This window comes from Oryzifoliimicrobium ureilyticum (genome assembly GCF_037199735.1).
GTDB lineage: Bacteria > Pseudomonadota > Alphaproteobacteria > Rhizobiales > Rhizobiaceae > Rhizobium > Rhizobium ureilyticus.
Genome location: NZ_JBBBVQ010000031.1, coordinates 13825 through 36642, shown reverse-complemented (window position 1 = coordinate 36642; position 22818 = coordinate 13825). Strand labels below are relative to the sequence as shown.

The 22818-nt window shown below is 55.4% G+C and carries 17 protein-coding genes and 3 pseudogenes; 8 read left to right on the top strand and 12 right to left on the bottom strand.

The genetic code is table 11. From position 1 onward, the window contains the following. From VQ830_RS28890 to repA, 4 genes and pseudogenes are all read right to left on the bottom strand, one after another. Positions 1–171 (bottom strand): annotated as a pseudogene (locus VQ830_RS28890) (ISL3 family transposase); the annotation flags it as partial. A 186-nt stretch (positions 172–357) separates the two neighbouring features. Next, the gene (gene repC / locus VQ830_RS26620; protein WP_337271177.1) at positions 358–1602 is read right to left on the bottom strand and encodes a plasmid replication protein RepC; all 1245 of its coding nucleotides are present in this window, start codon (positions 1600–1602) and stop codon (positions 358–360) included. Positions 1603–1900: 298 nt separating this feature from the next. Then, entirely contained in the window at positions 1901–2896 is a 996-nt protein-coding gene (repB, locus tag VQ830_RS26615) for a plasmid partitioning protein RepB (RefSeq protein WP_337271176.1), read from the bottom strand. A gap of 83 nt (positions 2897–2979) precedes the next feature. After that, positions 2980–3882, bottom strand: a pseudogene (repA, locus tag VQ830_RS26610) (plasmid partitioning protein RepA); the annotation flags it as partial. A 197-nt stretch (positions 3883–4079) separates the two neighbouring features. Between repA and VQ830_RS26605 the strand changes: the two are divergent. Beyond that, a pseudogene (locus tag VQ830_RS26605) lies at positions 4080–4274 on the top strand (helix-turn-helix domain-containing protein); the annotation flags it as partial. Between the two features lie 68 nt (positions 4275–4342). Here the strand turns inward: VQ830_RS26605 and VQ830_RS26600 are convergent. From VQ830_RS26600 to VQ830_RS26585, 4 genes are all read right to left on the bottom strand, one after another. Next, positions 4343–5107 (bottom strand): AAA family ATPase, encoded by a 765-nt coding sequence (locus VQ830_RS26600; protein ID WP_337271175.1) that lies wholly within the window; start codon positions 5105–5107, stop codon positions 4343–4345. A gap of 84 nt (positions 5108–5191) precedes the next feature. After that, complete coding sequence (locus VQ830_RS26595) at positions 5192–7105, bottom strand: monovalent cation:proton antiporter-2 (CPA2) family protein (protein WP_337271174.1); 1914 nt, start codon at positions 7103–7105, stop codon at positions 5192–5194. Beyond that, positions 7098–7715 carry an NAD(P)H-dependent oxidoreductase gene (locus tag VQ830_RS26590; protein ID WP_337271173.1) on the bottom strand — a complete coding sequence of 206 codons (618 nt, stop codon included), beginning with the start codon at positions 7713–7715 and terminating at the stop codon, positions 7098–7100. The genes VQ830_RS26595 and VQ830_RS26590 overlap by 8 nt, the downstream gene beginning before the upstream one ends. Before the next feature lie 382 nt (positions 7716–8097). After that, entirely contained in the window at positions 8098–9303 is a 1206-nt protein-coding gene (locus tag VQ830_RS26585) for a GTP-binding protein (protein ID WP_337271172.1), read from the bottom strand. 389 nt (positions 9304–9692) lie between these two features. Here VQ830_RS26585 and VQ830_RS26580 point away from each other — a divergent pair, with 389 nt between their 5' ends. Then, positions 9693–11426, top strand: a complete 1734-nt coding sequence (locus tag VQ830_RS26580) for a M23 family metallopeptidase (RefSeq protein ID WP_337271171.1) — start codon at positions 9693–9695, stop codon at positions 11424–11426. A gap of 277 nt (positions 11427–11703) precedes the next feature. Next, the gene (locus VQ830_RS26575; RefSeq protein WP_337271170.1) at positions 11704–12594 is read left to right on the top strand and encodes a helix-turn-helix domain-containing protein; all 891 of its coding nucleotides are present in this window, start codon (positions 11704–11706) and stop codon (positions 12592–12594) included. Positions 12595–12630: 36 nt separating this feature from the next. On the opposite strand, the gene VQ830_RS26570 is transcribed toward VQ830_RS26575, so the two are convergent. Beyond that, positions 12631–14778 (bottom strand): TonB-dependent siderophore receptor, encoded by a 2148-nt coding sequence (locus tag VQ830_RS26570; RefSeq protein ID WP_337271169.1) that lies wholly within the window; start codon positions 14776–14778, stop codon positions 12631–12633. Positions 14779–15102: 324 nt separating this feature from the next. Between VQ830_RS26570 and VQ830_RS26565 the strand changes: the two genes are divergently transcribed. The 5 genes from VQ830_RS26565 to VQ830_RS26545 are packed head-to-tail and all read left to right on the top strand — an operon-like array spanning position 15103 to position 20042. Then, entirely contained in the window at positions 15103–16101 is a 999-nt protein-coding gene (locus tag VQ830_RS26565) for an iron-siderophore ABC transporter substrate-binding protein (RefSeq protein ID WP_337271168.1), read from the top strand. After that, the gene (locus tag VQ830_RS26560) at positions 16098–17141 is read left to right on the top strand and encodes a FecCD family ABC transporter permease (protein ID WP_337271167.1); all 1044 of its coding nucleotides are present in this window, start codon (positions 16098–16100) and stop codon (positions 17139–17141) included. The genes VQ830_RS26565 and VQ830_RS26560 overlap by 4 nt, the downstream gene beginning before the upstream one ends. Then, positions 17138–18166: a FecCD family ABC transporter permease gene (locus tag VQ830_RS26555; protein WP_337271166.1), complete on the top strand. Its 1029-nt coding sequence runs from the start codon at positions 17138–17140 to the stop codon at positions 18164–18166. The genes VQ830_RS26560 and VQ830_RS26555 overlap by 4 nt, the downstream gene beginning before the upstream one ends. Further along, positions 18163–18981 (top strand): ABC transporter ATP-binding protein, encoded by an 819-nt coding sequence (locus VQ830_RS26550; protein WP_337271165.1) that lies wholly within the window; start codon positions 18163–18165, stop codon positions 18979–18981. The genes VQ830_RS26555 and VQ830_RS26550 overlap by 4 nt, the downstream gene beginning before the upstream one ends. 2 nt (positions 18982–18983) lie before the next feature. Beyond that, complete coding sequence (locus VQ830_RS26545; RefSeq protein ID WP_337271179.1) at positions 18984–20042, top strand: DUF2218 domain-containing protein; 1059 nt, start codon at positions 18984–18986, stop codon at positions 20040–20042. Positions 20043–20235: 193 nt separating this feature from the next. Here the strand turns inward: VQ830_RS26545 and VQ830_RS26540 are convergent, their stop codons facing one another. From VQ830_RS26540 to VQ830_RS26530, 3 genes are all read right to left on the bottom strand, one after another. Next, positions 20236–21222, bottom strand: coding sequence for an alpha/beta hydrolase (locus VQ830_RS26540; protein WP_337271164.1), 987 nt, complete (start codon positions 21220–21222; stop codon positions 20236–20238). 129 nt (positions 21223–21351) lie between these two features. Continuing rightward, a complete protein-coding gene (locus VQ830_RS26535) occupies positions 21352–22020 on the bottom strand; it encodes a GntR family transcriptional regulator (protein WP_337271163.1) in 669 nt (222 codons plus the stop codon). Between the two features lie 45 nt (positions 22021–22065). After that, entirely contained in the window at positions 22066–22737 is a 672-nt protein-coding gene (locus VQ830_RS26530; protein ID WP_337271162.1) for a GntR family transcriptional regulator, read from the bottom strand. Positions 22738–22818: the final 81 nt, after the last annotated feature.

The following is a 22818-nucleotide window of genomic DNA, read 5'->3' as shown; positions in this document are numbered from 1 at the left end:
CCGCAGGCGGCGGTGGTGCCAGCCGTGCCGATGCCGACTTTGCATTCCACAATCCGGGCAGATGCCGACCGGTTTCGCAGCAGCGGAGACAACCCAGTTTCCTTCATCTTGAAGGGTGATACCAAGAATTTTGACCCCTGGGCCGGGTGACCATTTTAATTGCGTTCGCATCCCCGCAGATAACGGTCGTGGCGCTAATACTCTGTTAACCACAGAAATTGAGGAAGAACCCCTTTAAGTGCCAACCGACAATGGCTTCAAAATTCTCGCTTCAATCGCGGTAAGCAATTGTTTTCAGATAAGAAACTCCGAAAAAAAACGGCTGACAACTGATCAACTACCTCTTCAGAGCTGACATCAAGCAGTTTTTCGCCCGCCGCTGTCGCTTACCTTCATGAGTGACATCAACATCGGCCCAAGCGAAAACTCGCCTCGTTCAGCACGCCTGGTTAGATCGCGCAGATAGCCGCCAGCGGACGTTATGAAATTCGACCGTTCCAAGATATATGCCATCGTGACCGCAGCATTTTCTGGGCCCATAGCGGCGCACGCCTCCTCATAAGCCGACGGAGTAACCCCAAGCATGGATCGCACAACGACGGCCGCCTTCATAAATTCGCGCCAGTTTTCAATACAACCCCCTGAACCGTAGTCAGCAATCTGCGGGCAGGACCGAAGAACCATGCCGAGGGGGAAAGCCTTTACCGACTCTGGCTTCGCCTTTTCCCGTCCGTTTGACTTGCTCCTTGGTTGATCTTTCGCAGCAGCCTGTCCGCCCTGCTCTTTTCTGGAGCTAGGTTCAAGTTCATTGATGGATTCTGTATTTGAATTCTGTATGTGGCAGCCATATTGGATGGCATTGCCGCGCACAATTCGGGATTTCAGCTGCATCTCCAGCATGTTGACGACGTTCTCTCGCAGGAGCCGCATTTGATTAAGGGCGGTATCAAGTTGTGTGCCGTCTGGAGAGCGTGGAAGGCGGCTGACTATGCTGATATAGGCCTCTTCCGCCTTGGCCCAGTCCCCGGTAGCGCCTTCCTCCACCGCAGCAGAGATCAGCTTGCGTACGTCGCGCCGGCAAATCGTCAGGGCTTCCTTTAAGCGACGAAACCGCATTCGTTCCGAAGCGACATCCTGCGCAATTTGCGCTAGTTCCCCGGCGCGCGCCAGAAGAGGTGTCAAATCGAAGCCATATGCCTGTTCTATATGTCCGTCCCGGCTTCGATGCGCGTAGCGCTTCCCATTCGGACTGTCACGGCGAAGAATCAGCCCGGCATCTACGAGCGCGGCAAGGTGCCGGCGGAGCGTACTCTCCGTGATCCCGTGAGCACGCACAGATAATTGCGCATTGGAAGGGAAAACAACAAGCCCATGGCTCGCGTCAAGTTCTCCATGTGGGTAAAACGTCAAGAGCGCATCGAGGACGGCCAGGGCTCGATCCTGGACCCCAAGGCGCTGACGTGCCTCGCAAACGTCCCGAAAAACCTTCCACTTTTCAACTTGAGTCCCTTCGCACGGACTTTCGATTGCCATCTGCGTTGTTACCAAGGCAAGCGACATCGACCGCCGCCCAAAGGGCGTCGTCACATGTCCCGTATGCATTTCTTTTTCACCTTTCTTCAGGCAAAAGAAATCCGATCACCAAAATGGCGCCAAGGACTCTTGACTGTGATTCCGGGAAATGCGATTCTCGATCCTGCTAGAGATGACGAGAGAGGCTTCCACNACATGTCCCGTATGCATTTCTTTTTCACCTTTCTTCAGGCAAAAGAAATCCGATCACCAAAATGGCGCCAAGGACTCTTGACTGTGATTCCGGGAAATGCGATTCTCGATCCTGCTAGAGATGACGAGAGAGGCTTCCACGGTTCGCCGTTTGGGGGCCTTTTTCTTTTGCGGTTCAGTCTCCGTTTGTTTTGTTTTGCGACCCCTTGTACTCCTCGTACAAGCGGTCCATGCGAGAAGACAGCCATTCGCTGAAGGGCTTGGCTTCGACATTCGTAAGCTCGATGGCGACCTTTCTGGATTTGGCAGTCATCGCAAAATTCAGCGAACGGTCCGACGAGACCCAGTCTTTGACAGGGACCTCTTGCTTAGGCTTTTTGGCAGTCGACTTAGCCTTGTATCGCTTCAAGTAATCATGCAGCTCGTCAAATCGCTGGGCTTCAGGAAGCTTCTGAAAATCGGGTGACATCGCATGTTCTACAGCGACTTTGGAGAGAGCAGGGGTAAGAACTAGTTGTCGAAGGCTAAGCCACCGGTCGCGCCCAATCTTCTTGGAAGCGCCCAATACCTGGATGACGGGCGTCGGCACCGCCTCGATAACGGCAAGCATCTTGGACAGCATCGCCTCGTCGATAGCGAGAGACGAACGAACCGTTTCCTTGGTCATTCCAAACGCAATCAGGTTCTGTCCGAAATGCGCGCGCTCAATGAAGGACAGGTTGGAACGGGCTGCATTCTCCTGACCCTGGGCGATGGCCGAGGTCGTGTCGTCGAGCTTCTTGACGATCGCCTTCACGGGCACCCCCAGCTCGCGAGCTACCCTTACGCGCCGATGGCCGAACACGACCATATAGCGCTTGGCATCTATTGTGCTCGGGCGGACAAGAATAGGCGTCGTTTGACCCGACTCCCTGATCGCCTGGAGCAGTTCCTGAAACTCCTCTCCATCATCTGAAAGACGATCAGATACGAAAGACACGTCGACCAACTGTGGATCGAGGTCTACGATCACCTCGCCCTCCATGAGCTTCTTGGTGTTTTCGACCATGTCCTCGATAGAGCGAACAACCGTTTTCGCCGCTCCTGTCATGCCATAACCGGGCTTGGTTGGCGTCTGGCTCTGCGATATCGCTGCCATATCCAGCTTGGCGAATGGATTTTCACGGGACATGTCTGTCCTCCTGAGCTGCTTTCAACTTCGACAAGTTATTGATGGGGCTTCTCGAATCGGTGAAAAAACGGCTGGCAAGTCTTTCATTTTCGCCCCCAGGCACCGTGGATGAGCTCGGCGATTTCCGCATTTGTGGCGTTTAGACTTTCGATCGCTCGGTCGTATGTCGCCCGGACAAACTCCCCCCTTTCGACCTCGTACAATGTCTGCTTCTTTATAGAAGCGTCGGAGATGGCTGTGGATTTCAAGACATGGTTTCTCAGCATCTGCTGTGCGAACATAGACTGCATGAACCCGACCATTTGAGCCTGAGGGATGTCGGTCGGTTCGAAACGTGTGATAAGATACCGGAACCATTGCACGCTCATCTCAGCCCCGGCTTCTGCAACCGGTCCCATGATTCCCCCCAGCATCATGAGAAACTGGCTCATCGACATGATGTCCAACATTTGAGGATGAATGGTGATGAGGATCCCGGTCGACGCCATGAGGGCAGTTATTGTGAGATAGCCCAACTGAGGGGGGCAATCGATGACGACGACATCGTACCTGTCATCGACCTGCTTCAGAGCGCTGGCAATCCGCATATAGAAGAGACGACCGTCCTCTCCCTTCTTGGAAGAGATTGCCAGTGGCACATCGTATTCGTATTCCTGCAGGACAAGGTTCGCTGGTACGACAACCAGGCCAGGAATATTGGTCACTTGGATAATATCCGAGATTGATTTGCGCTCATCATCAAATCGAAGGGCCTCATAGAGAGAGGCGGTATCATCAAGCTCCGGCTGGATTCCGAAAAGAGACGTCAGGGAAGCTTGCGGGTCAAGATCGACCGCCAGTACCCGATGCCCAGTAAGCGCGAGATACTGTGCAAGGTGAGCCGCGGTCGTCGTCTTGCCGCTTCCGCCCTTAAAATTCACGACCGAGACGACCTGCATCGGTTCGCCTTCCCGCCGCCTGGGTACGTAATACCTCTTATGCGACTTTGGTTTGTAGTCGCTAAGTTGGAATGTCCTGTGTCTGCAAAGTTAGAATTTCACTCTCCCCGGGTTTGATGACCTGGGAAAGTTGTGAATGTGACTGATTGCGACAGTCTCGCTTCTCTCCCACTGGTCAAAGCCAACGTTGGGAGCAAAGATGACGATCTTCAGCCTGGTCGAGACCATGAGTGGTCGGAGTCGTCATCTCCTTTTTGATCACCATATCGCAGAAAGAATTGCATCGCCTCGAATTCATCCAGAAGATCCGTAACGAGTACCTGGCCGCTGTCCAGGCTGCCAAACGGCTCGACCTCAGTCGAAGTCAAGTCCATCGGCTGCTGCAGGCCTATGACCGGGATGGCCGGCCGGCCTCTTTGCGCAACGCGGCGCTGGACCTGAATGAGCAGATGCGAACTGGCAGTCTGAGGATACAGGCCAAAAGGCGGCGGCCGCAAACTCATACAGTTTAACTCCCCTCGCCCAAGGCACGGCTGACGAAATCGACAGGATCTTCGACGAACTCTTTATAAAGTTTGAAGTGTAGCGTCTCATGCAACGAAACATCGGCGAGACCGGCTCGGGTGATCTCCAACAGGCGAGCGCCCGGAACTGCCATCAGGATTGGAGAATGGGTTGCCATGATGATCTGAGCGCTTGCCGATTCCTGGACGCTGTGAAGAAGGCGAACCAGTTCGAGTTGGCGCTTCGGGGAAAGCGCACTTTCCGGTTCGTCCAGCAGGTACATTCCCTGTCGGGTCATGCGTTCCTCAAAGAACCGAACGAAGCCTTCGCCATGGCTCCACGATAAAAAGTCAGGTGGCGCCGCATTCGCGTCCCGGGCAGCCTCGTCGAGGAACCGGGCGACCGAGAAGAACGACTCAGCACGAAAGAACCAGCCTATGGTGACCTTGGGCAGCCATCCCGCACGCATTGCACCGGCAAGCAGAGCCCCGCTCCGGTCGATTGCTCGGGAGTGGTCGACAGGGCGATAGCCCTTCCCTCCCCCGGCTTCGTCAAATCCGCATAATGCTGCGACGGCCTCGATCAACGTCGATTTTCCGGTCCCGTTCTCGCCCACAATGATCGTGACCGGCGTCTTGAAGTCGAGAGAGAACGCCTTGTCCAGCCAAGGCAGGTTGAACGGATATTGATCGTCCAGGTTTGCATCTTCATTCATCCAGAGACGCTTCAGATATGGTGCTGGCAAGCGTGTCGACTTGTTTCTACGCATTCAGAGTGTGGTTCTCTCGATCAACATTCGTCGTTCATAAGCCCGGGCAAGGAACACCTTCGCTGAACAGCTTCAACCCATTGTTCAGTCACTCTTCTTTTCCAACTTTTCCGCCGCGACATCCGGTGGCGTCCACCCACGTTCAGCCGTTTCCCCAAGGGCGCCTCGGTCTCCCATCATCGCTTTTTCCAGGAGATCGTTAATCTCCTTTGCCTTGGCGACATATTCCTTGTTGTTGAACACCAACACGTCCTCTCGCCACAACGGTGCGAGTGTGCGAAGCCCTTCCCCATCCTGGCGAACAAACACTCGCTTGCTCTTTTCGACATCATAGGGATGCATGCCAAGACCCTGCAGAGCATAGCCAGCGGCGCGCACCGAACTATCGAAAACCTCGCGGACGATGTCATGTGCTCCCGCCTCGTAAAGTCGATAGACCGAGGTCCTGTCGAACGCGCGCGCTATAATGTGGATGTGCGGGTTTTCCCTGCGTGCATGCTTGACGATTTCGACAGCCCTTTCAGGGTCATCAATCGCAACCACCAATACCTTTGCGTCATGAAGGCCTGCAGAATGAAGAAGGTCCGGGCGGCTTGCATCCCCGAAGAAAGAACGGATGCCAAATTTTCGTAGGCCATCGATGACATCAGCCTGATGATCGAGAACGATTGTCTTGTAGCCGTTGGCGAGCAGCATGCGATTGACAATCTGCCCGAAGCGCCCGAGGCCTGCGATAATGACCGATCCGCGTTCCGAAATCTCGTCGGCCTGCTCTTCCTGCCGCCGGTCAAAGCGCGGCACGATCAGCCGGTCAAAGATGATGAAAAGGCCAGGTGTCAGAAGCATTGATACCGCAACAACCAGCAATAGGATTGATGCGAGGCTTTCCGGCAACACGGCGCTTTGCACCGTGAAAGAGATCAACACGAAACCAAACTCACCCGCCTGGGCCAGACCGAGGGCGAACAGCCAGCGATCAATCCCTCTCAGCTTAAAGATGAAGGACAGTGCGAGGAGCACGATCGCCTTGAGCGCCATCATGCCCAATGTGATGCCGAGCACGGCCCAGATCTGGGCATAGAGAAGAGAAAAATCGATGCTCGCACCGACGGTGATGAAGAAGAGACCCAACAGCAGTCCCTTGAAGGGTTCTATATCGCTTTCCAGCTCGTGCCGGAATTCGCTGTTGGCGAGGACCACGCCGGCAAGAAAGGTTCCGAGCGCCGGCGAAAGGCCGACCATCGTCATCAAAAGTGCAATACCGATGATCAGCAGCAATGCAGCTGCCGTGAAAATTTCTCGCAATTTGGCGTGCGCGATCAGTCGGAAGATGGGTCTCGACAGATAATGACCGGCCGCGACGACAAAGGCGACGGCAAAGATCGTCACCAAGGTCACCTGCCAGCCCGGCAGTCCGTCCACCAGATTAAGGGAGTGATGACCACCATTCTCGGTGCTGCCGCCGAGCCTGTGGCTCGTAAGTTCCGGAAGCGCAAGAAGAGGGATCAATGCCAGCATGGGAATGACGGCGATGTCCTGAAAGAGCAGCACCGAGAAGCTTGACTGACCACCCGATGACCGCAAAAGCCCCTTTTCGCCGAGCGTCTGCAGGACAATAGCCGTCGAAGACAGCGAAAAGATAAAGCCAACGGTCAGCGCGACGCTCCAGACCTGGCCGAGAAGCATGGCACATCCCATGATGACAAGCGACGTGACAACCACCTGCAGTCCGCCAAGTCCAAGGAGTTTGGATCGCATTTCCCATAGCGCCCGAGGTTGCAGTTCGAGCCCCACCAGAAAGAGCATCATCACGACGCCGAACTCGGCGAAATGCTGCAGATCCTGCGTCTCGTTGCCGACCAGATGCAACGCGGGCCCGATCACGATGCCGGCAATCAGATAACCGAGAACGGAGCCAAGACCCAGCCGCTTTGCGATCAATACGGAGACGACGGCCGCCATCAAATAGATGAAGGCCTGGAAAATGATTTCAGTCATGGACCGTCCTCTCACGGATCGGGAGCGTCTCAGCACTGAGCAGTTCTGTCTGCGTAGCAGCACTGAGATCAAAAGTCTCGTCTCGCAACGCCAACAACAAGCGGCGATACCCTTCTAAATGCGGGTCGGCTCGGCCCTCCTGCTGCGCATCATGTGCGGAGAAAAGTGCATATGGCGCGACAAACCGCATCTGGCAGAGGTTTGCAGTCTGCTCCAGAGGCGACAGCAGCGTTCGAAGACGAAAATGATTGCGCCCGTGCTCTGTATAGGCGTGGTCAGGTCCACCGGCGGTAATGACGGGCAAAAAGACCTTGTTTGCCAGCTTGTCCCCCGAATGGCCGTAAGCAAAGCCATATTCCAGAACGAGGTCCTGCCATTCCTTCAAGATGGACGGCGTGGAGTACCAGTATATCGGAAACTGAAAAATGAGAACATCATGTCTCAGCAACCTGTCTTGCTCGACGTCAATATCGATGTCGAACTTTGGATACTGCGCATAGAGATCGATGAACGTGACGCCTTCGATGCTGCTGGCAATCTTTGCCATGCCAACATTGACGCGCGAATGGCGCTGCCCAGGATGAGCAAAGAGAACGAGCACATTGGCCATGTTCAATTTCCAATCAGGATCTCAGGAACGATGTCTGCCCTTCCTCCCCGGTTCGGAGTTGGTTGTCAATGGAACGTCGATCGTCGCCAGCAATGGCGTACGGTCAAATCTGTTCTGCAACGAGCATCGGCGGAAGAGGAAGCGCATCGTCGTTGTGAAATATTCGCGCGGAAGACTTTAAACGGCGGTAGCGTTTGGCGCTGAAGTCAGATCTGGTGACGGCCTTCATTGATGCCCGCCGTCCTGCAATATCCAAGCTCTTCCAGATAGTTCGACCGCCGCATCTGTGATCGGCATGTCCACGATCACTGTCCGCGAGCGAACAGTGATCGCGTTTTATTGGCTATAGACGCGAAGGTAGGTGTGGCCAAGCCGATGGATCTTATGCGGCCTGCCGTTCCCAACTTGCAAAGGGATCGGGAAGATGGCGCCAAAGATCGGGCTCGAACGCTGACGTCTCGATAAGGCAGGCATCCAATTCTTTTCGGATTTGCGCTTCATTCATAGGATCGGCGCCAATGAAAACGATCTCCTGGCGGCGATCACCCCAAACTGGATCGAGAAAGGGCTTCATCATGTCGAGAAAGCCCGGATCACGCGGCCATTGTTTCTTGGGTACCGAGGTCCACCACAAGCCCATCTTCTGGGTCCGAACGAGGGCACCAGCTTGGCTGATTTCGCCGACATAATCAGGGCGGGTTGCCAGCCAGAAGAAACCTTTGGCGCGAATAACGCCTGGCCAGGAGCGGTCGATGAAGGCTTGGAATTTCATCGGATCGAATGGCTTCTTGGCCCGATAGACGAACGAGCGAACGCCATATTCTTCTGCTTCCGGCACATGGTGAGCAAATCCATGAAGTTCTTTAAACCATAGAGGATGAGTTTCAGCTTTTGTAAAATCGAACCGGCCAGTACCAAGAACATCCTTCAAGTCCACCTTGCCGAAATCCGCCTCTATCACTTTTGCATCTGGGTTGAGGCCTGCAATAATGGCGCGCGCTGCCTCACGCTCCTGAGAAGTTGCGGTGCTGATCTTATTGAGCACAATGACGTCAGCGAATTCGATTTGCTCTACCAAAAGGTCGATCAGCGTGCGGTTGTCGCCATCACCTGCTGTTTCGCCGCGATCGGAGAGGAAGTCGGACGAACTATAATCCTTCAACAGATTGGCAGCATCGACGACCGTCACCATGGTGTCGAGTTTCGAGACATCCACCAGGCTTTTGCCATTCTCATCGCGGAAGTCGAAAGTCGCAGCAACAGGCAAGGGCTCAGCGATCCCTGTCGACTCGATCAGAAGATAATCGAAGCGGTCCTGTTCGGCCAAAGCCCTGACTTCCCTGAGGAGATCGTCGCGCAAGGTGCAGCATATGCAGCCGTTGGTCATCTCGACCAGTTGTTCCTGCGTGCGCGACAAGTTGGCGCCACCGTCGCGAACGAGTGCGGCATCGATATTCACTTCGCTCATGTCATTGACGATGAGCGCTACGCGCATACCCTGGCGATTGGCAAGGATATGATTGAGAAGAGTTGTCTTTCCTGCCCCGAGGAAGCCGGACAGGACGGTGACGGGAAGTTTTCGAACCATTGACATCTCCATACGGATCGTTGAAACCTGTGCGTAATGTTATACAGTAACATCAGTGTTAACAAGATGCTGCCAAGAGCGCATTCGATGAGATGGTTGGCTTCAAAAGAACCGCCTGTGCCGCTTGTCGTCCGCACGAGGTTTTCAAGCACTCGCCTGGTAATCTGTCTGGTCTTTTGGCGGCCAGAACAAAAGACTGTGATTCTTGGAAGCGAGGCTAGCTGTTGTGGACGGAGTGTGACATGTAGGCGCCTCTAACAACGCTTCGACATCTTTTTACGACCGCTCACCCCCCAGCATCATCAAGTTCGTGGCAGGTCGATATGAAACGGTATAACATTTATCAGCTTTTCGATTTGACCGGTTCTGTTCACTTGTGGAAATATTGAATGCCTGAATTCAAAGAGCAGACGCGTTTCGGTGAGATCCACTTTCTTCATCGAGTGGGCCGCTTTCAAAACGCCATCCTTGCCCGGCTCCTGATTTCGATATTGATATTCGCATTCGCAGGGATCACGACGGGATGGTTCTTGCTCGAAGCGGGAGCACCTGCCCAGCACAACGTCACCGCCATTCAATTATTAGCGCCGTCTCATGCTCCCCCCAAGAGCACGGCAAAACAGGCCAGGCTTGCCATCGCAGCCCCTCTTGCCGATCGCTCTCGTGTCGAAATGATTGAAGCCAGGATGGACGGATCGCTAGCGGAATATGCTTATATCCAGACCAATGTTGATCTCGACCAGCAAGACGATCAGCGGCCTGCGAGATCGATGGAAAGTCTCGTTAAACCCACTGCTTCTTCTCGCGCTGAAGATGTATTTGCAACGGTTCTTCGTGGTGCCAAACCAGATCAGGACAACCGGCCGACAAGCGCGCCACTTGCTTATGCAGATGGAGCTGCCGGTCACGTTCGGGGGGTACCAATCAATGTCAGCACTTCGGAAAAACAGGACGCTGACCCTATAAAGCATATCGTGGTGATGCCAGCAGCAGACCAGTCTCTTTCAGATGTCCTGGCAGGTCTCGAGTCTTCCCCAGCCAAATGCCTCGAACTCGTACGCTTGCTGAAAGCAGCGATTTTGAGAACGGGCGACAGGCTTGATGCGCTCTTGACGGATCAGGCTGGAAGCAGACAGCTCCTGATGGTGAGACTAAAGAAGAATACCGGCGAAGACCTGATCATTGGCAGGGTTGAAGACGATAGTTTCAAGGAAATTCGGCAGCCTATTGTCTTCGACCGCCTGATGCGCGAGGCTACGTCTTCCGCGCGAGATCTTGAAGAACCGCTCTCGAGCGACAATGCTCCAGATCTTACGCAAGCCCAGTCGGATTTTCCCCAGCTTGTGCATAAACTCCTTCATGCGCATGTGCCGCCCGACGTTGTCTTGCAGATCGTCGATCTTGCGCGGAAGAACAAAATCCAGATCGACACAGATGCAGATGTGAAGGGTAAGGTTCACCTGATGTTTCGCGAGGGTAACGGCCGAAAGGAGCTTGTCTCTGTTTCCTTTGCCACCGAGAGCGGCGAGCGACAGTTCTATCGCTACCATGCGCAACCAGAATCACCAGCCGAATTCTTCGATATAGAAGGACATTCTGTTTCGAAATTTCTTCTTAAAAATCCGGTTCCGGCCGGTCGGTTGGGTGACGGCTTCGCCTGGCGCATCCACCCCATCCTTGGCGTACGCAAACATCATGATGGCGTCGATTATACCGCACCACTTGGCTCGCCAATCGTGGCCGCCGGCGACGGGACCATCGAGTTGATATCCTGGCAGCCAGGATATGGTCGCTACATTCGCGTTCGTCACGAACAGGGATACTTCACCACATATGCGCACATAGATCATGCCGCAAAAGGTGTAGCTGTCGGTCAACGGGTTTCTCAGGGTCAGGTGATCGCCTATGTCGGGTCCACGGGCTTGTCGACTGGACCACACCTTTACTATGAGCTTCGCAAGGCTCGTCAATATCTTGATCCAACGACTGCGAACTTTCCTGCTGGGACGGTCCTGACCGGCAAGGCGTTGAGCGACTTCAGGAATGAAGTCAATCGGCTCAATGGCATAGACAAGCTGATCGATACGTCCACAGATGGATCGTCATTGCCGAAACGCGGCTGACGGACGTCATCGGGCTTTATCGAAGAGGCCACCTCTGCCCTTCTTTGAAACGGACCAGAGATGGCACGACAGAACAGCTCAGTGAGGTCCCGGATTGGGTGTCGACCAACGAGAGCAATCACCGTGCCTCAAAACGTGACTGCTACTCTCCGTTTCACTCTCTCTCGTCGCCAGGGACTTGCCCTGCGCACAAACATGAATATAAGGATCATGTTTTATGATGGACCGAGCTTTCTAGTTTGAAAGCTTTTGTCCGAAAAAAATGGAATGGACCTTCATGTTTTGGCACTCGATGACGTGGCGCACCGAGGGAATCCGGGTTGTCGCTCCTGTCAAATGGCGCCAGCTCGACGGTTTGGTGAGCGTTTTTTGGGAAGCTGAAAGCGAAGCTGGCGCAAATGGCTATTATCTCGCGGAAGATCCGCGTCTGATGGTCTTCTTCAACGACGTGTCCTCGCAGGTTCAAATATCCAACCGAAATCGAACCTGCGAAAAGAATGCCCGCCCGATGGCCCGAGCGGTTTATGTTCCGGCGGGTGTTCCCATGTGGACTGTCAGCCGGTCCAGTCATCGGTTCTCACATTTGAATTTGCATATCCACAAGGATCGACTTTTGAAGTTCCTGGCACCTTCGGTCGGTGCATCGGCAGCGCAGTCCGCCCTCAAACGTCCCGTCGAAGTCCACGACATCCCCGCAATTAAGACATTGGCAGGCCTCTTGGTCGATGAGATCTCGGCCCCTTCGAAGCATGCCGTCTTTGCCGAAAGCCTTGCCGGAAGCATATTCGCGGGCCTTCTTGATATTCCTGACCGCAACGAGAATAAGAACCACGGTCGTCTCACTCAGGCTCAGATCAATAAACTCCAAACGCGGATGGAGGCCCTTGGCGATTACCGGATGTCGATCGCCGATATGGCAGCCACGGTCGGCCTCTCGGAGAGTTGGTTCGCGAGCGTTTTCAAGCAGACCACCGGTAAAACGCCTTTACAATGGCAACTCAGTAAGCGCGTCGAGCTTGCGAAAACGATGCTCTGTGAAGGTGGTATGACGGTAGCTGGTATCGCAAATCAGCTCGGGTTTTCCGATCAGGCGCACTTCACAAAGGTCTTTCGGCAGATTGCAGGTGAGACGCCGGCGGCATGGAGACGGAGCAGGCAGCACAATTGATCCGTTCTCCTGCCTCGTTCGTCGCCCTGGCACTGCTCACCAGGTCTGGCGAAGGGTCGCCATGATGGTGCGGCCGGGATTGTAGTAATAGGCGCCGCCGTCGTCGTTGGCGATATGCTTCTCGTTGAAGATATTGCTGGCGTTGACCTGGAACGTCGTATGTTCCTTGATCTTATATGTGAACGCCGCATCGAACACGACCGCGCCATCTGATTTGCGGGTATTGGCGTTGTCGAAATAGTACGAGCCGATATAGCGAGCACCCAGCCCGAAGGTCATGTCGCCACGCGCGCCGTTGCCAGGGAGCGTATAGCTGCCCCAGATGGATGCCATGTGTTCCGGGACCTGCGCAAAATGCTTGCCGTTGTAACCATTCGGATCACCGGGTTCATCGATCTTGGAGTCAATGTAGCCATAGGCTGCGATAACGTTGATGTCATTGGTCACCTCGAGCTTCGCTTCCAGATCGACACCGCGATGGCGGACCTTGTCGATCGTCGAAGGCAGATAGGTGGGAGCCTCATAGGAGGTAATGTTCCCCATCGTCAGGTCATAAACCGAGGCGGTTATGAGTGCCGGAAAAGCATCCGGCCGATATTTGAGGCCAACTTCATACTGCTTCCCGGTGGTCGGCGTCACGCCGGCGCTCGGCGGTGCAACGGACTCAGCATAGCTTGCGAAGGCTGCAAGTTCATCGGTGATCTTGTAGCTTAAGCCCAAGCGCTTGCTGAAATCGCTGATATCGGCCTTTCCGTTGGACGTGCCTGTTTCCTTGAGATCGAACCAATCGTTGCGAAGACCCACGCTGACCGTGAGGCGATCAAAGAAGGTCAGATCTTCTTGGAGGTAGATAGCCTTTGTCGTTTGATCGGCGGCGACTGAACTATACGGAGTAAGGCCGACCGGGGCGCCGGAATAGATCGGGTTCGTCCAGTCGATAGCCGGAGCAGCCGTGTAGTAATTCTCGTTGTCCGAATTGAGCGTGTTGAATTCTGCTCCGAAAAGAGTGCGGGTCTCGACATGGTCGAACCCTGCCTCATAAAGCACATGCGCATCGACGATGAACTGCTCGGTTGCTTTTCGGCTGCCGAAGTAGGATCGGTCCACCAGTGTATCTGCCAGGTCACTCGCACCGAGCGCGTCAAAAATGTAGGCATAGCCGAAGCCGGTGTCCGTCTTGCTGTAGCGGGCACTGGAATTGAAGGTCAAACCGTTTCCGAAGTCATGATCAAAGATCAAACTATAAGTGTTGCGGTTCACCGTGTTGTAATTGTAGTCGGGCTCACCGAAGAAGGCGTCGCGATCAAGATGCGTGAACCGCGGCTGGCCGCCGCTGCTCGGCGTACCGTCCCTTCCCAGGTGATCGAAAACAAAAGATAAACTCGTCATGTCCGTTGGGCGCCAGGTCAGGCCGCCCATAATGAAGTTCTCGTCGTCCTGGGAAAAATCATATTCATCGTCAGAGCGCTTCAGCTTACCGGTCAGGCGATAGGAAAGCGTATCGTCGGCGGTGATATTGTCGCCGAAATCGAATCCGGTCTCCTTGTGATTATAGGACCCGCCGCTGGCGTAGATTTCACCGAAGCGCTCGCTCTTCGGTAGCTTGGTCACGTAGTTGACCGAACCACCGGGATCAGAGACGCCAAAGCCGGTCGAATTAGCCCCTTTCAGCACCTCGACGCGATCGAAGGCATAGGGCTCTTCCAGCACCCCTCCCCAGCTGCGGCCGATCGTCAGGCCATCGCGATAGGTGAACGGGCTAAATCCGCGGATCTTGAAATAGTCGTAGCGATCATCCGAACCATAATAGTCGGTGATGACACCGGCCGTATATTGCACAACCTGCTCAACACTTTCGGCGCCACGCTCCTGGATCTCTTTCGACGTGATGACCGAAACCGTAGCTGGCGTCGTCAGAACATCGCTCGGCATCTTACCGACAGCTGTTGTCTTCGTCGCAACGATCGACTTTGAATCCTCGCTTGTATCCAACTTGCTGGCAGAGCCACCGGCGCCCTCAATCACGATCGGCTTCAAAGCGGTCGACCCATTGGCATCTGCCGCATCCTGCGCGAAGGAGACGGCAGGCAACAGCGATCCGATTGCCGTGCATCCGAGCAGTAGAGCTCTGCGCCACTGCAGAGGGGTCGAAAGAGAGCGGCCGCCGTTTCTTGTTTTATCCATCGTCGCATTCCAAAAAGCTGTTTTCGTCGAGACCGGCCACGCCCGGGAGCTGTGTTTCCGGCCAGTTGCAAAAGGACAAGGCCCATCTCCAGCCATCCGGAATTGCGAATGTGTCTAGCAGCTTCCGCATGTGCCTCGATCCGTTCGATGCGCCCCATGACGGCCAATAACTTGAGTATATCAATCCAGTATTGTAAAATTCCAGGGTTTTGTACGATTCCACGGAAATCTCACATCCTTGGTCACCACGCACTTTCGTGACCATTGACGTCGGAGATTTAACCTGAGATTTGGAGTCCACTTATGCGTTCGGTGGAGTGTGCGATGATCCGGTTCCTGTTTTGTGCGCTGAGTGCGGCGTTGGTCGCGCTTTACGTGATGGCCTTCGATCACGCCGTTGCGGATGAGGCCACGACCTATCCGATCAGCATCAAGCATGCCTTCGGAACCACGATCATCACCAAAAAGCCTGAGCGGATCGCAACGGTTGCCTGGGCAAATCACGAAGTTCCGCTGGCACTCGGCGTCGTTCCCGTTGGCTTCGCTAAGGCGAATTTCGGAGATGATGACGGCGATGGTCTGTTGCCCTGGGTCGCGACACGGCTGAAGGAACTGCATGCGCAAACCCCGGTTCTCTTCGACGAGGGAGACGGGATCGACTTCGAAGCCGTCGCTGCCACAAGGCCCGACGTCATCCTTGCTGCCTATTCCGGCCTCAGCCAGAGCGATTACGACACGCTAAGCCAGATCGCCCCGGTTGTGGCCTACCCGGACGCAGCTTGGTCAACCGACTGGCGCGAGATGATCCGGCTCAACAGTGCGGGAATGGGGATGGCCAAAGAGGGGGAAGCGCTGATTAAAAATATCGAAGGCGAAATCGCCATGGCTATCGCGGGACATCCAGAGCTGAAGGATAAGTCCGCGATGTTCATCACCCACCTTAGCGCCTCCGACCTCAGCACCGTTAATTTCTACACGACCAATGATACTCGCGTGAAATTCTTCGCCGATCTCGGCCTCAAGTCTCCGAAAAGCGTCACGGATGCTTCCGCCCCTGGAAAATACTCAGGCTCGATGAGCGCCGAGCGCATCGATGCCTTCGATGATGTCGACATTGTCGTCACCTACGGAAACGAAGACCTGCTTAAGGCGCTGCGAAAAAATCCGCTGATGACCAGAATGCCAGCCGTTTCAAAGGGCGCGATGGTGATGCTCGGTCGCAACCCAGTTGGTACGGCCGCTAACCCCACGCCGCTTTCGATCACATTCGTTCTTAAAGACTATATCGCCATGCTCGCTGACGCGGCCAGAAGAAGTCAATGACCGCCTTTTCTAGGACAGCGTTTCCGCGCCCCTTTATTTCGCAACGGTCAACTGGAGCAAAAAGTCTTTGGCTTGCCGGGTTCCTCATGTTGCTCGCCGGACTTGTGATCCTTTCAGTGACGACAGGAACGCGGGACGTCGCGTGGGGAGACATAGTAGCAGCTTTGAGAGGGCATTTTGATACGATCGGCGCTGCCGCGGTTACTGTGCGGCTGCCGCGTACTTTACTGGCGCTCCTGGCGGGTGCCGCACTTGGGCTCGCCGGTGCGGTCATGCAGGGCGTGACGCGCAATCCTCTCGCCGACCCAGGTATTCTGGGCGTCAATATGGGTGCGTCACTTGCCCTTGCCGTCGGCGTAGCATGGTTCGGTATCGCTTCGGCGCAAGCCTATATCTGGACCGCAATCTTGGGTGCCGGTGTCTCGGCTGTTTTCGTGTATTTTGTGGGGTCACTTGGCCGTGGCGGTGCAACTCCGCTGAAGCTGGCTCTGGCGGGCGCGGCGACGTCGGTTGCACTGTCGTCACTGGTGACAGCCGTGGTGCTACCACGGGCGGACATCGCTGGCGGCATCCGTTCGTGGCAGATCGGCGGAGTTGGCGGCGCGACTTTTGAGCGGATCCTTCCCGTCATGCCCTTTCTTGCCGCCGGTTTTGCAATCAGCCTGCTTTCTGCCAAGAAGCTGAATTCCCTCGCGCTTGGCGATGATCTTGCAGTCGGGCTCGGCGAGCGGGTCGCGCGGACACGCGCTGTAGCCGCGCTTGGCGCGATCCTTCTGTGCGGCGCAACGACGGCGCTTTGCGGGCCAATCGGCTTTCTTGGTCTGATCGTTCCCCATCTCTGCCGCATGTTGATCGGTGTCGACCACCGGTGGCTCTTGCCGTTCTCAATCGTTTCCGGCGCGTGCCTTCTGCTTGCAGCCGATGTCGTAGGTCGCATTGCCAGTCGGCCAGCCGAGCTCGATGCTGGCATCGTGACTGCTCTGATCGGTGCCCCCTTCTTCATCTGGATCGTCCGGCGCCAACGGATACGCCAGCTATGACCTCCCTCGATCTCATCCATCAACTGCGTCGGAATCGAAGGCGTCGTTACTTGACGATGATCGCTATCCTTTCCGCCGCCGTCCTCGCTCTCTTTATCCTCGCTCTTTGCGTCGGCCAGTCGGTGACGCCTCTTGCCGACGTCATCAGGATATTGGCCGGAAAGACTGTTGCAGGTGCAAGTTTCACGGTCGGACAGCTACGGCTCCCGCGCGCATTGCTTGCCGTGCTGGCGGGCTGCAGTTTCGGCCTCGGCGGCGTTGCGCTCCAGATGATGCTGCGTAACCCGCTCGCCAGTCCCGACATTATTGGTATCAGTTCAGGCGCGAGCGCGGCAGCGGTTATCGCGATCATTTTGCTGGGAATGAAGGGAGTCTCCGTATCCATTCTGGCGGTCACGGCCGGACTTGGAATTGCTCTTCTGGTTTATGGCCTGTCGTCCCGCAACGGCGTTGCGGGGGCACGGCTGATCCTTGTCGGGATTGCTGTCTCCGCCATGCTGGAGAGCATTGTCGCCTACGTCCTGTCGCAGGCACCGGCCTGGAACCTGCAAGAGGCTATGAGATGGCTGACGGGGAGCGTCAATGGTGCGCAGATGGTCCAGGTTGTTCCGCTTTTGCTGTCTCTCGCCGTCTTTGGCGGAATACTGATCGCTCGAACGAAGGACCTTGAGGCCCTTCGGCTTGGCGAAGATATGGCGGCGGCGCTCGGCGTCCGTGTTGCTGCTGCCCGCATCTCGGTAATCGTGGGTGCTGTCGGCGTCATCGCCTCTGCGACGGCCGTCACTGGACCGATTGCGTTCGTATCCTTCCTTTCCGGCCCAATCGCAGCCAGGCTCTTCGGTAGCAACGGCTCGCTGCTGATCCCTTCCGCACTGGTCGGCGCGCTTCTTGTCCTTGCCGGAGACTATGTTGGGCAGTTCCTACTGCCAAGCCGTTATCCGGTCGGCGTTGTCACAGGCGCGTTTGGTGCCCCTTACCTGCTTTTCCTTATCATCCGCGTCAACCGGGCGGGAGGCTCGCTATGAGCGATCATGCGCTAAAAGCCAATGCCGTCTCGGCCGGGTACGGCGACACCACGATCCTGCACGGGCTCGATCTCACCGTTCCGCCTGGCAAGATCACCGTCATTGTCGGCGCCAATGCTTGCGGCAAATCGACACTACTAAAGGCAATGTCACGGCTCCTATCACCCCATGCCGGCGAAGTCTTGCTTGATGGGAAATCGATCCACAACATGCCGCCGAAGGCGCTAGCGCGCTTGCTTGGGCTGCTTCCGCAGTCGCCAGTCGCACCGGAGAGTATCACCGTTGCCGATCTGGTCAGCCGGGGCAGACATCCTTATCAAAGCCTTTTCTCACGCTGGTCTCGCCAAGATGATCAAGCGGTTGATGCCGCTTTGAGGGCGACCAAAATTGCCGAACTTGCCGACCGGCCTGTAGATGAACTCTCTGGCGGCCAACGACAGCGGGTCTGGATTGCCATGGCCTTGGCACAGGAGACAAAGGTCCTGCTTCTCGACGAGCCGACGACCTTTCTCGACATCAACCATCAGGTCGAAGTTCTCGATCTTTTGATGGATCTCAATCAAACCCGTGGCACCACTATCGTCATGGTGCTGCATGACCTCAACCTGGCAGCTCGCTACGCGGACCACCTGGTGGCGATGAAAGATGGTGAAATCCACATCTGCGGCCATCCGGAAGACGTCCTGGATGAAGCAATGGTCCAGAAGGTCTTTGGCCTGGAAAGCCGCATCATTTCCGATCCCATTTCCGGCCGGCCGATGATGATTCCCATTGGCCGCCATCGTCTTAATGAAAACAGGAGGGCTAAGCCTTGAACTTGGATAGACCGCAAGAGCATTACCTGACAGGCATCGCTCGGCCGAAAAACGCCGATGAAATGCTGACTGAGATCTGCGAGCACTTCGTTGAGCACGCCGATGTCGAGCGGGATGGCAGCGCGGCGCGACTGGTCAACAAATTCGGCACCACAAACATCCGCTCGGATAGAGGACGCCTCCTCATCGATTTGCGCTGCCCCTCCCCGCAAGCACTTCAACTGAGCCGGACCAATCTTGCCGAACACCTTTTTTACTTTGCCGGTGACGAAGCCTTTGAGCTTAGCTGGGATGACGCAGCACCGAAAACCTCTTTGCCCAACCTGCACTTTGGCCGCGTGGTTCGGGCATCCGATATCACACCCCGTATGCGCAGGGTCACCTTCTCCTGCGCGGACGTCAGTCCCTTTATCAAGGGCGACATGCATGTTCGCCTCCTTGTCCCACCACGAGGACGCAAGCCGGTTTGGCCTGGCATTCGAAGTGATGGGCGCATCGCATGGCCGGAGGGCGCCGACGAACTCCTCGTGCGGGTGTACACCATTCGCGCAGTTGACGAAGAGACGAACGAGATTTCGATCGACTTCCTTCAGCATTCCTCAAGCGTGGTGTCCTGCCCTGGCGCTGATTTTGCGCGGGATGCTGAACCCGGACAGGAGATCGCATTGATGGGGCCGGGAGCCGGTAGCATGCCGGATGCGACGTCGATCCTGCTTGCCGGCGACGAAAGCGCGCTGCCCGCCATCGCCCGGATAGCGGCTGAAGCTCTTCCAGGAACAAGCCTTGAGGCGATTATCGAGGTTTCCGATGAGGCGGAAGAACAGATCATCTCGTCAATGGCATCAATCACAGTCCGATGGCTTCATAGAGATCGCTATCCGGTCGGCGCAAAGGGCGTTTTGTTGGATCAGGTTCAAAGCGCGATCAACACCATGGACGAAGGCACATTTGTCTGGTTTGCAGGCGAAAAAGAAGACGTCCGCTCGCTTCGCTCCTTTCTGAAGGGCCGTAATCACGCGAAGAAGAATATGTATGTGGCTTGGTACTGGGAGCATGTCTAAAACTATCTATGGCCGATAGATCATCGCCTCGATATCCAACCGACCAGAAGCGCAGTAAGGTAAAATTTGAGCCAACAGTGCTGCGCAGCTTTGCGGAGCCTCTTTTCAGCACGCTCGTGGAGCTCGTCTCCGAAGTCGGCGAATCTATGGGATCAAGCTGCGCCGTCTAGGTCTGGCGCATTGGCTCTGAAGATTAGTTCCAGTTTCCCATGACGAACCGGCGAACTTCCAATTCAAGCTCGTGATCTTCGGGCGTTCCTCCCATAAAACCGCCATGAGGCATGGCTTCAAAGACGTGCAACTCCGTTTCCACCCCAGCCTTTCGCAAGGCTCGATGCATCCTCACCGTGTTCGATAAGAAGAGATCTCGCGTTCCTGTCTGAAGAAATGTCGGTGGAAAGTCATGTAGATCGCCGAAGAGCGGCGATAGATATGGATCTGAAAGATCGGCACCCCCGGCATAAAGCAGGTTGTTCGATCTGAGGGGACGAGGCAGAACAAGATCGATCATCTGATTGGTTTGGAAGCTATCGCCGGATTCGGTCAAATCGACCTCGGGCGAGAGCAGGACCAATCTGCCCGGCATTGGCAAACCTTCATTCTTTGCCCTCAGCAGCATGGCAGCCGCGAGGTTACCGCCTGCCGATCTGCCCAGAACGACCACATGCTCGGGCGCATGAGCCTTCAAGACATGACGATAGGCAACGAGACAGTCATCGAGCGCAGCGGGATATGGATACTCAGGTGGCATCCTGTAATCGATGCCATAGCATCGAGTTTCGTGCTGGTCCGCCTGGCGGCGCGCACTCACCTGACAGGCTTCTCCACCGCCGGACACCAAAGCGCCGCCGTGAAGGTCGATGAGTGCGCGGCGGGCGTCGAAAGTTCCAGATGGCGTCGCGACATGGATCGTTGCGGTTTCGACAACAACAGTCTCTGCCTTGGACTGCAGGCTCGCCGACATCTTCTTTGCAGCAGCGGCGTAATGAGCGTCCACCGCAGCCTTCATGTTCATCCAGCCTGCGTAATCCTCCGGCGCTGGCATGACGTATTGCGCATTGAGGAGGCTGCCGTCATCGGCCACGAGGCGTGACAAGGCCGCTCGTGCTTCCTCGCTGATGGACTGCGGCGGCTCAATCGTCCGAGATGGAGTGGTAAAGCTGCGTATCGGATTTTTCATGAATTGCTCTGTCATCGTGCGACGTCTTGCCAGCAACGAGCGCCCTGTTGAATAAAACGAAATATTAATCTGTGCCCTTATCTCTTCAAAGGACGTTACCTTTCAAGCGTCATGCAACCGCATGTCATCCTATCGTCTCTTCGGCTTGAATGCCGTGAGGATGTGGTCAACACCGCTCATGACATGCTGGCGAATGACTTGCTTCGAAGCATCGAGATCGCGCGCGAGGGCGGCCTGAAATAGCGACCTGTGGTCGTCGCAAACCGCCTGACCGCGGAAATTTTTTGCTAGAAGATGGTATCGCAGAAAGCGATCGAAGACCGAGGAAAGATTTGCCATTAATGTTTCGGAATTGCAGGCCGAGACTATTGCGTGGTGAAACTGCCAGTCGCATCGCACCCAGTCTATCGTGCGAGACGCATCGCCCGATAAAAGGCTGCGTTCGGCGGCCGCCAGTCGGTGGTAGGCAGCGACCACCCGCCCTTCCCACTCCAAATCGCCGGCAGCAAAAGCGCGCTCCATGGCATGGACCTCTAGCACGATGCGCAAATCCGCAAGTTCAAGCAGTTCCTGTTCAGAGGCTGGACTGACTTCAAAACCTTTCTGGCCCTCGGCTCTCACAAGGTTTTCGGCGGTCAAGCGGGTAAGAATCTCGCGTAGCGAAGAGACACTGATGGAATAGCGCGCCTTTGCTTGTTCCAACTTGATCTTGCTGCCGGGGGCGAGAGTGCCAGCGATGATATCTGCTCGGACCTGGCGGAAAACAACTTCGCCAACTGTCTCGGTTGCTCTGTCCATGTCATCACTCAAATCTTCCGTCCGCAGCTGTCCCCGCACCACCATCTATTTTCCCAGCCGATTGCGTGTGAGGGCATGTTCAACACCACCCTCGATATGCTCGATTAAAACTCTCTTTGCAGTCTTCTCATCGCGTTTTAATGCAGCGTCCAGAAGCTGTTGATGTTCCTTTGCTGCAATTTCTCCGCGATAGGATAACGCGACCATCTGGTAGCGGAGGTATTTGTCGAAAACACTAGAATGCGTCTCCATAAGCAGTTTCGATCCGCACGCGGAGATCAGCGCTTGATGAAACTCCCAGTCGTAGCGCTTCCATTTCTCGGCTTCGCTCGTATCGCCATTGGCCATGACGCTTTCCATTCGCGAAAGCTTATAGTGCGCAGAAACAAGACGCGCCTCCCAATCGACACCGCCTTGTGCAAAGGATTGTTCAAGCGCATGCGTTTCGAGAAGTAGACGCAGTGCCGCGATTTCTCGCAAGTCGGAGACGGATATAGGAGCGACCTCGAAGCCTCGCTGACCTTCGGCGAAAACCAAGCCCTCCGAGGACAGACGATTGAGGATTTCCCGCAAAGTGCTCACGCTGGTATCGTAAGTCTCCTTCAGGCCCTCCAGTTTTAGCTTCTGGGCTGGTGGAAGGCGACCAAAGATGATGTCGGCCCGAATGCGCCGATAAGTTACCTCGGCAACCGACTCTGAGATATTTTTTGAAGACACGAGAAGATCTCTGATATTTTTCAGATCGTCCTATGTAACAGGATTAGGGCCAACCGCAACAGAGTGGACCTCTGACAGAAC

Coding starts and splice junctions, on each gene's coding strand:
- repC (WP_337271177.1), bottom strand. CDS start 1,602: ATGCATACGGGACATGTGACGACGCCCTTTGGGCGGCGGTCGATGTCG.
- repB (WP_337271176.1), bottom strand. CDS start 2,896: ATGTCCCGTGAAAATCCATTCGCCAAGCTGGATATGGCAGCGATATCG.
- VQ830_RS26600 (WP_337271175.1), bottom strand. CDS start 5,107: ATGCGTAGAAACAAGTCGACACGCTTGCCAGCACCATATCTGAAGCGT.
- VQ830_RS26595 (WP_337271174.1), bottom strand. CDS start 7,105: ATGACTGAAATCATTTTCCAGGCCTTCATCTATTTGATGGCGGCCGTC.
- VQ830_RS26590 (WP_337271173.1), bottom strand. CDS start 7,715: ATGGCCAATGTGCTCGTTCTCTTTGCTCATCCTGGGCAGCGCCATTCG.
- VQ830_RS26585 (WP_337271172.1), bottom strand. CDS start 9,303: ATGGTTCGAAAACTTCCCGTCACCGTCCTGTCCGGCTTCCTCGGGGCA.
- VQ830_RS26580 (WP_337271171.1), top strand. CDS start 9,693: ATGCCTGAATTCAAAGAGCAGACGCGTTTCGGTGAGATCCACTTTCTT.
- VQ830_RS26575 (WP_337271170.1), top strand. CDS start 11,704: ATGTTTTGGCACTCGATGACGTGGCGCACCGAGGGAATCCGGGTTGTC.
- VQ830_RS26570 (WP_337271169.1), bottom strand. CDS start 14,778: ATGGATAAAACAAGAAACGGCGGCCGCTCTCTTTCGACCCCTCTGCAG.
- VQ830_RS26565 (WP_337271168.1), top strand. CDS start 15,103: ATGATCCGGTTCCTGTTTTGTGCGCTGAGTGCGGCGTTGGTCGCGCTT.
- VQ830_RS26560 (WP_337271167.1), top strand. CDS start 16,098: ATGACCGCCTTTTCTAGGACAGCGTTTCCGCGCCCCTTTATTTCGCAA.
- VQ830_RS26555 (WP_337271166.1), top strand. CDS start 17,138: ATGACCTCCCTCGATCTCATCCATCAACTGCGTCGGAATCGAAGGCGT.
- VQ830_RS26550 (WP_337271165.1), top strand. CDS start 18,163: ATGAGCGATCATGCGCTAAAAGCCAATGCCGTCTCGGCCGGGTACGGC.
- VQ830_RS26540 (WP_337271164.1), bottom strand. CDS start 21,222: ATGAAAAATCCGATACGCAGCTTTACCACTCCATCTCGGACGATTGAG.
- VQ830_RS26535 (WP_337271163.1), bottom strand. CDS start 22,020: ATGGACAGAGCAACCGAGACAGTTGGCGAAGTTGTTTTCCGCCAGGTC.